Raw genomic sequence first — 8,264 nt, 5'->3', positions numbered from 1 at the left:
GGCCGCCAGCCGTTAGCGGCGGAGGCCCCCGCCGCCGTTCAGCGCGCCGGCTTCAGCAGGCCATGCATGCCCAGCCAGCGCGCGTAGGCGTCGAACCACCCGGTGCTGGTGGTTTCCTTCGGGTACATGCCAAAGCCATGCCCGCCCTGTTCGTAAAGGTGGAACTCGACCGGGCGCTTGGCCGACGTCCAGCTGTCGATCAGGCCAAAGCCGCTGTTGGCGAAGAACGGGTCGTCGGCGGCCAGGGCCACGAACATCGGCGGTGCGTCGGCGGGAACCGTCACCGGCGCGAGCGGCCCGTAGATGAGGCCGATGAACGCGGGTTTGGCGTCCTCGCCCGCCAAGGTCGTGGCCAGGGTGAGCATGGCGCCTGCCGAAAAGCCGACCATGCCGACGCGATCGGGGTCGACGCGCCATTCCGCGGCGCGCTTGCGCACCAGGGCGAAGGCCGCTCGCGAGTCGGCGATCTGTGGCGCCAGGCCGGCGATGGCCGCCTGCGGGTTCCGCAGCGGGGGGCGGGCGGCGCCGGTCGAGAACATCTCCTTCATCGAGCGTTCGAAGCCCGGCATGTCCGGCGGTGTCGGGTTGAGGCGATATTTGAGGACGAAGGCGGCGACGCCCTTGTCGGCGAGGGCGCGCGCGACGTCGTAGCCCTCGTTGTCCATCGACAGCGTGCGGAACCCGCCGCCGGGGGCGACGATCACCGCCGCGCCGGTCGCCTTGGCCGGATCCGGCAGGAACGGGGTGAGCGTGGCGACCGTGACGTTGCGGGCGAACAGGCTTCCATACTGGCTGTGCCAGGACTCTGGAGCCGTCGCGCCCGGCAACGCGCCCGTGCCGAGCACGATGGCGTTCGGCTGAGCCGGAATCGGCACGGGCTGCATCTTGTCGTTCTGCGCATGGACCGGCGCCGCCAGGCCGCAGGCGACCGCCATGCCGATCGCGGCCAAATGCATCCGAACGGGACGAACCCTCCCGGCAAACCTGATGCTTCTCATCCTGGATCTCCCTTTGATTTTCTGACGTCCCATTCGCGCCGCAAAGCCCGGACGGGGAGGCGGCCGCTACTCAGGCAGGCCGACTTCGGCGTTGACCGCGAAATCGGCGGACTGGCTGGCCGTGTCCCCGCCGGGCTGCCCCGAGCCGACGCTGACCCGGTAGCGGCCAGACGCCACCCGGCGCTGACCGTCGGGGTCCACCGAACTGAGGTCACGTGAAGACAGGGCGAACGTGATGGCCCGCGACTCGCCCGGCTTGAGCGTGAGCCGCTGGAAGCCTCTGAGGGCGAGTCGGGGCGCGCCGGGCGCGTCGGGGAAATCGAGATACAGTTGGGCGACCTCATCGCCGGATCTGGTCCCGAGGTTTCGCACGCTCGTCGTCACGCGCAGGCCCTTGCCGGCGCCGCCGGCGGCCGCCTCGACCTTCAGGGGCTCGTAGGCGAACCGCGTATAGCTGAGGCCGTATCCGAATGAGTAGACGGGAGTCCCTTCGAAATAGCGGTAGGTCCGCCCAGCCATGGCGTAGTCACCGAACGGCGGCAGGTCGTCGACCGAACGATAGAAGGTGAGCGGTAGACGCCCGGATGGGTTGGTCTTGCCCGACAGCACGTTGGCGACGGCCAGTCCGCCGGACTGGCCGGGATACCAGGCCTCCAGGATCGCCGAGGCGTTGTCCTTGGCCCAGGAGAGGTTGAGCGGGCTGCCGTTCATCGTCACGACGACCAGGGGTTTGCCGAGCGCCTTGGCCTGCTCCAGCAGGGCCTGCTGGTCGGACGGGATGTCGAGCGTGGTCTTGTCGCCGCCCTTGAAGCCCGGAATCTCGACCGGGGATTCCTCGGCCTCGAGATCGGAGGTCAGGCCGACCACGGCGACCAGGACGTCGGCCTGGGCGGCCGCGGCCTTCAGGTCGCCTGCGGGGTCGTCGGAGATGCGTTTCCAGACGAGATCCACGCCCGACAGCGCATGAGATTCCGAGATGATCTCGACGGCGTACTTTCGGCCCTTTTCCAACCGGATGGTCTTCAGGGTCGGCAGGCTGCCCCAGCCGGCCTTGCGCAGGTCGGCGAACGGCTTGCCATCCAGCTTCATTTCGCCGTTGAAACCGGTCAGGCCCAGCCGATAGGTCCCGCTCTCGGGTGGAACCAGAAAGCCGGTCCAGACCACCCGGTGGTGATCCGAAACGGCGGCCAGGTCCAGGCTACGGGCCGCGACGTCGGGCTCCAGGCGCGTCACGACGGGTTGGTCGGCGAAGCGCATCTTGGCGACGGCGTCGCCGAAGGTCCCGGGCGCGAAGCGCTTGGGTGGCGGCTCGACGGGATTGTAGTAGCGGGCGAGAAGGCCCGACCTGCCGTCAGGGGACCGGAGCGCCGTGGTGGGGACCCGGTCGCCGTCGGTGAACGAGGCGCCGAACGCCGCGTGGACGATCCTGGCCGAGGGCATGGCTCGCCGCAGACCTTCCAGCACGGAGATGGGCGGCGCCGACAGGGCCGAGGAATAGTTGCCGCGCAGCACGCGGGTGGCGTCGCCGAGTGGTCCGATCACCGCGATCCGCGTGTCGGCCTTGAGGGGTAGGACCCCGTCGTTTTTCAGCAGGACGAGGCTCTTTTCGGCGGCCGCCAGCGCCAGGACCGCGTGCTCGGGCGTCATGACGCTGGCCAGCGCCACGGGGGTCTCGGGCTTGCGGACGCCGGGAAGATCGCCGGTTCGCAGACGGGCCGAGAACAGCCGCACCAGCGCCCGATCGACATCCGCGACGCTGATCAGGTCCCGTCGCAGGGCTTCGCGATAGCGGTCGGCCAGGCCGTCGGTGTCGGTGAGGGTCGCGCCGTTGCACTCGTTGTCGACCCCGGCGCGCATGGCCGCGGCCACCGCTGCGGCGGCGTCGGGTGCGTATCTATGGTGATCGCTGATGTCCTTGACCGCGTCGCAGTCGGAAACCACGTAGCCGTCGAAGCGCCAGGCCTGGCGCAGATGGTCCTTCAGCAGCAGGTCGCTGGCGCAGGCCGGCTGGCCGTCGATGCGGTTGTAGGCGCACATCACCGACCCGGCTCGGCCCTCGGTGATCGCGGCGCGGAACGCCGGCAGGTAGGTGTCCTCGAGGTCATGGCGCGAAACGAAGACGTTGGCGCTGTGGCGGGTGGATTCCGGGCCGCTGTGCACCGCGAAGTGCTTTGGCGTGGCGATCACCTGCGGCAGGTCCGGATTGGGCCCCTGGACGCCCTGGACGAAGGCGACGCCCACGCGCGCGGTCAGGAAGGGATCCTCGCCATAGGTCTCCTGGCCTCGCCCCCAGCGCGGATCCCGGAAGATGTTGATGTTAGGCGACCAGGTGTCGAGGCCGCCGCCGATACGTCCCATCCGGCCGGTGCTCCGCGCCAGCGTGTGCAGTCCGCGAACCTCCGATCCGACCGCGCCGGCGACGTCGTGGACCAGCGCGGGGTCGAAGGTCGCGGCCAGGCCGATCGGTTCAGGGAAGTTGGTGGTCGGCAAGGCGCCGAGCGCGCCGTGCAGCGACTCCGTCCACCAGTTGTAGGCGGGGATCCCAAGCCGCGGAATGGCTGGGGCGGTGTTGAGCAGTTGCTCGACCTTTTCGTCCAGCGTCATCTGGCCGACCAACTGGGCGGCCAGATGGTCGGCCTTGGCGCGTTCGGCCGAGACCGCCGGCGCGGGCGGCTCGGCGGGCGCCGCATGCGCCAAGGGCGCGCAGAGCGAAAGCGCCCCGGAGACGGTCGCGACCAAGCCGTGCCGACGCCACTTCGATCTAGACATTATTTGCCACCTTGCGGATTGGTCATGGGGGTTTTCGCGTTCGGCGCGGGGCCTGCGCGCGCGATCACGTTTCGCGCGCCTTCCGGCCAGTCCTGGCCATCGACGGCGATGTTGTCGACGAGACGGTTGTTGGCGTAGTCGGACCAGCTTCCGTTGGCCTTGCCGGCGTTGTGCCAGTTGCCACGCGCGACGTTGTCGGCCGCGGTCCGCCGGGGATGGGCGCCGTCGAGCGCGTTCAGGTTCACCCAGAGGCCCAGGCCGTCGAACACGTTGTCGCGCACGGTCACATGGCGCGAGCCCTCGTCGAGGTAGACGCCGATGCCGCCGGGGACGTCGTAGACGTGGTTCTCGGCGATCAGGGCCCCGGGGTCCGCCGACAGGTGATAGATGGCCCCGCCGTCGGGGAACCAGCGTTTGACGCCGTGGACCCGATTGCCCACGATCACCGCATCACGCAGGATGGTCGGGGTGTCGTAGACAAGGTTGCCGGGCTGGTCGTAGTAGCCGCGGTTCAACGACATATAGGCCGTGTTGCCGCCTGGATCGTTGACGCCCCAGCCCCAACCCACGTCGATGCCGTCGTAGGGTGTCTCGGAAACCTCGTTGCGCAGGATGATCGGCGCCGTCGCATAGGTGACCAGGATCGCCGCCTGTTCGCGATAGACCTGTGAGACCCTGGTGATGGTGTTGTCGCGAATGACGATGTCGCGCACCGCAAGCCCTGGACTGGACGGATGGTGCGCGTCCGGCGTGATGCCGCCGACCATGATCGCGCCGCCCGCCAGATCGACGAAGCGACTACGGACCACCTCGACCGAACGCGCCCGCAGGCCCATGCCGCTGAGATTGGCGTTGGCGTCGTTGCCCACGCCCAGCGCGATCTGCCCCAACTGCGTGAACTCGGTGTTCTCGAAGAGGATCCGGGCCGCGGCCGCCACTTGCACCGCGGCCGGCTGCTGGCGCCAATGGTTGCGCATGGCCTCGAAGGCCCAGCAGCCCCAGCTGCAGTCCCGGATCGGATCGGCCGGATAGTTCGGCGGTTCGTCGGCCAGGAAGGCGCCGCTCTGCTGGCTGGCGTAGCCTTGCGGTCCGGACGGGCCAAGCCAGCTGGTGTGCCGGAAGCTGATCCCCGAGAACTGCAGGTCGTGGATCTGTCGGTCCGGGCCGCCGGCCACCGACACCAGGACTTCCAGCCTGGGCATGATCACCTGGCTCGTCGCCAGCAATTCGCCCGGCCTTGGCTTGTAATAGAGTTTGCCGTGGGCCGGATCGGCCCACCAGTCGCCAGGGGCGCGCACGAAGGCCAGGGCGTTGGCGATGAAGAACCGGGCCCGATCGCCGGAGACGGGCCGGGCGAAGGTGTCGTAGCCGATCAGGTTGTTGCGCCATCCCGGCTGGGCCAGCACGATGCGATCGCCGCGAATGCTCTCCACCCGCGCGCGGCGGTCGGTGAAGAAGCCGGTGTTCTCCACTTCGAGGCGGGTCTGGTCGGGAAGTTCGGCCAGGAAGCGCCAGGCCGGATCGACGATCTGGATGCCCCAGTCATGGAATGCGAACGCCCGCCTCGGCGCCTCGACCTCGGCGCGACGGGTCGGTTGGTCGTTGACCCAGAGCTGGCGCGGATCGGCTCCGCGCGGGATGTCGGCGACCCAGATGTCTCGCCGCGCGTCGGCGCGCCGCCAGTCCAGGATCGCGACGCCGCCCGAAATCACCGGTCGGGCGCCGTCCGCCGCCTCCCAGCGCACCACGTAGCCATTCTGGCCGCCATCGGCTTCGGAGAAACGCAGAGGGGCATCCAGTCGATAGACGCCGTCGGCCAAACGCACAGTCACCGAACGTGTCGCGTTCACGTCGCGAACCGCCGCCTGGGCGCGCGGAAGACTGGCGAAGGGATGCGCCACCGATCCGTCGCCGGCGTCCGACCCGCGTGGCGAGACTTCGAAGACCACGGGAACGGGCGCTGGGCGTTCGTGGATCTCGACCGAACCGAAGGCGTTCTCGGAGTTGGGCGGACCCGCTGGCGCGACGTCCGGAATCGCGAAGGTGGGAAGCGATTGGGCGACGGCGGCCCCCGAGGCAAGCGCGGCCAAACCCAAGGCGGCTGCGATCACGGACACGCGTCGGATCCACCTCGGGGCGCTCGCCGCTTCGGCGCCGGACCGTGAGGCCGGCTTGGTCACGCTGGCGGATGTCATACCGGCTGCAAGCCGTGCTCGACGATCTTGCGGATCAGGTCGCGGTGGCGCGGCAAGTTCGCGCGCAGGCGCTCGGTCTGGACGACGTTCTCGCGCATCGCCCGCTCGGCCATCGCGCGCTCGTCCGCCAGCGCTTCCGGCTCGATCTCCGTCCGGAAGCCCATGCCGTAGAGCACGTACTGGTAGCTGGCGGTCGGGAACACCTCCTCGACCCGGTCGAACTCGTCATGCAGCCAGGGCGGCTGGTGGCGCCAGAGCCGCAGGAGATCGGCCAGACGCTCAGGAACGGTCTCGGGATCTCGGTTGTCACGCCAGAAGGCGGTGTCGGACCGTTTGCTGAGGACGTAGTGCAGCTTGAGGAAATCGATGATCCGGCCCCAGCGATAGTGCGTCGTGGCGTTGAAGCGCGCGGCGACGACGTCCATCACCTCGCGACAGGCCGGCATCTGCATGGCGATCATCTTGGCCGAGAGTTCGATCAGCACGATGGCCGAGGCTTCCAGCGGTTCCAGGAAGCCCGCTGCCAGGCCCACGGCCACGCAATTGCGCTTCCAGAAGGTCTCGCGGTGACCCGAACGGATCCCGATCTTCCTGGCCGGGAGATCGCGCCCCGCCGGACCGATATAGGCCCGCAATTCGCGCTCGGCGTCCTCATCGGAGATGTGGCGGCTCGAATAGACGTGTCCCACGCCGCGGCGCGTGGGGAGGCCGATGTCCCAGACCCATCCGGCCGACTGGGCCGTGGAGATGGTGTGGCTGGCGATCGGGCTGTTCTCGTTTTCATAGGGGACCTGGATGGCCAGCGCGGTGTCGCAGAACAGAACGTCGCCACAGTCGCGGAACGGCACGCCAAGGGTCTCGCCCAACAGCAAGGATCGAAAGCCGGTGCAGTCCACGAACAGATCGCCTTGGATCTCGCCGCACTGTTCGGTGACGACCCCGCGAATGTCGCCGTCCTCGGTCATGGCGACGCTGCGCACATCCGCCAGGACATGGCGCACGCCGAGCTTGTCACAGCAGTGACGCTGGAGGAACGGCGCGAACTTGCCCGCGTCGAGATGATAGGCGTAGTTGGCCACGCCCTGGTAAGGGCCGGCGGTGATGGTCTTGGGCGCCAGTCCGTCGTCGCAGAGCCGCCCCTGGGGCGTGACCGCGTCGCAGAAGCTCTGCGCCCCGTCGCCCGCCAGCCAGTGGGCCGCAAGGTTTACCTGCGAAAAGCCCTGGGGCAGCATCAGGGGATGATAGTAGGCGTCGTCGGCCGCGCCGGTGGTCCAGCGCGCGAACCTGGCGCCCTGCTTGAACGCCGCGTCGCACTCGCGAAAGAAGTCGGTCTCCGACACGCCGATCGTGGCCAATGTGGTGCGCAGGGTCGGCCAGGTGCCTTCGCCCACGCCGATGATCGGCGTGTTCGGCGATTCCACCAGCGTGACGGAAAAGCCGGTCGCGGCGCGCGCGCGGTGCTTGGCGGCGATAATGCCGGCGGTGAGCCAGCCGGCGGTTCCGCCGCCGATGATGACGATGTTCTTGATGGGGCGCGCCATGGCTTCAAAACCCAAAAAAATCGACTGGGAAGATCAAGCGAACGACCTTCCCAGTCGAGGGGAAGTACCTAGAAGCGGAAGCGGGCCCCGGCCGTGTAGCGTCGGCCGTAAGCAAAGACGTCAAGCAACTGGTTGTCGAACCGTCCGTGCGTGCTCTGAGTCTCGTTGGTGAGATTCTGAGCCTCCAGGAACAGATTGATCTGCTTGGTCAGCGCGTAGCTGGTGCTGAAATCGATCTGCAGGTTCGGGTTCTCGAAGGTGGGTTCCGAACCGAAGGCGCCCGTGTTCTGGTTCTGGCCAAAGCCGCGCAGATACTCCTTGCGGTAGTTGATCGCGACCCGCGCCTCGAGGCCGTTCTTGTCGTAGAAGGCCACGAGGTTGGCGGAGTCGGCCAGGCCGGTGATCGCAAAGCCGCTCTGGGAGATGTCGTTGCGGTCATAGGGCTTGTTGGTGCTGACCAGGGTGGTGTTGGCGTTGAAGCCGAAGCCGCTGTCGCCGAACACGTGCTGCCAGGCCAGTTCCACGCCGCGCACGGTCGCGTCGGGGCCGTTCACCTGTTGCGTGACGGCGAAGATCGCCGGCTGGTGGGTCGAGGGATCGATCACGCCATTGATCGTCTGGCGCTGGGTGCCCCCGACGATGAAGTTGCTGACGTCCTTGATGAAGAAGTTGACCGACGCATAGGAGTTGGGCTGGTAGTACCACTCCACCGCCGCGTCGAAGTTGTCCGCCAGGTACGGCTTGAGCGCCGGACTGCCGCC

At 68.2% G+C, this 8,264-nt stretch carries 5 protein-coding genes; all 5 read right to left on the bottom strand.

Translation table 11 applies throughout. The annotated features are described in order from the left end of the window. Positions 1-38: 38 nt before the first annotated feature. On the bottom strand, positions 39-956 hold the full coding sequence (locus PMI01_RS04260) for an alpha/beta hydrolase (RefSeq protein ID WP_051989896.1): 918 nt from the start codon (positions 954-956) through the stop codon (positions 39-41). Positions 957-1,064: 108 nt separating this feature from the next. Then, the gene (locus tag PMI01_RS04255; protein ID WP_007663468.1) at positions 1,065-3,767 is read right to left on the bottom strand and encodes a glycoside hydrolase family 3 C-terminal domain-containing protein; all 2,703 of its coding nucleotides are present in this window, start codon (positions 3,765-3,767) and stop codon (positions 1,065-1,067) included. After that, positions 3,767-5,884 (bottom strand): right-handed parallel beta-helix repeat-containing protein, encoded by a 2,118-nt coding sequence (locus tag PMI01_RS04250; protein WP_238537001.1) that lies wholly within the window; start codon positions 5,882-5,884, stop codon positions 3,767-3,769. Before PMI01_RS04250 ends, PMI01_RS04255 begins: the two co-directional genes overlap by 1 nt. Before the next feature lie 74 nt (positions 5,885-5,958). Continuing rightward, positions 5,959-7,503, bottom strand: coding sequence for a tryptophan halogenase family protein (locus PMI01_RS04245; RefSeq protein WP_007663466.1), 1,545 nt, complete (start codon positions 7,501-7,503; stop codon positions 5,959-5,961). A gap of 68 nt (positions 7,504-7,571) precedes the next feature. Next, positions 7,572-8,264, bottom strand: a 693-nt coding sequence (locus tag PMI01_RS04240; RefSeq protein ID WP_007663464.1) for a TonB-dependent receptor domain-containing protein, incomplete at its 5' end; no start/stop codon positions are given.

The organism is Caulobacter sp. AP07, from assembly GCF_000281955.1.
Taxonomy (GTDB): domain Bacteria; phylum Pseudomonadota; class Alphaproteobacteria; order Caulobacterales; family Caulobacteraceae; genus Caulobacter.
The sequence above is the reverse complement of the archived record's forward strand: the minus strand, read 5'-3'. Positions and strand labels throughout refer to the sequence as shown.

Excerpts from the sequence above, each read along its gene's own strand:
- PMI01_RS04255 (WP_007663468.1), bottom strand. The coding sequence starts at position 3,767 with ATGTCTAGATCGAAGTGGCGTCGGCACGGCTTGGTCGCGACCGTCTCC.
- PMI01_RS04245 (WP_007663466.1), bottom strand. The coding sequence starts at position 7,503 with ATGGCGCGCCCCATCAAGAACATCGTCATCATCGGCGGCGGAACCGCC.
- PMI01_RS04260 (WP_051989896.1), bottom strand. The coding sequence starts at position 956 with ATGCATTTGGCCGCGATCGGCATGGCGGTCGCCTGCGGCCTGGCGGCG.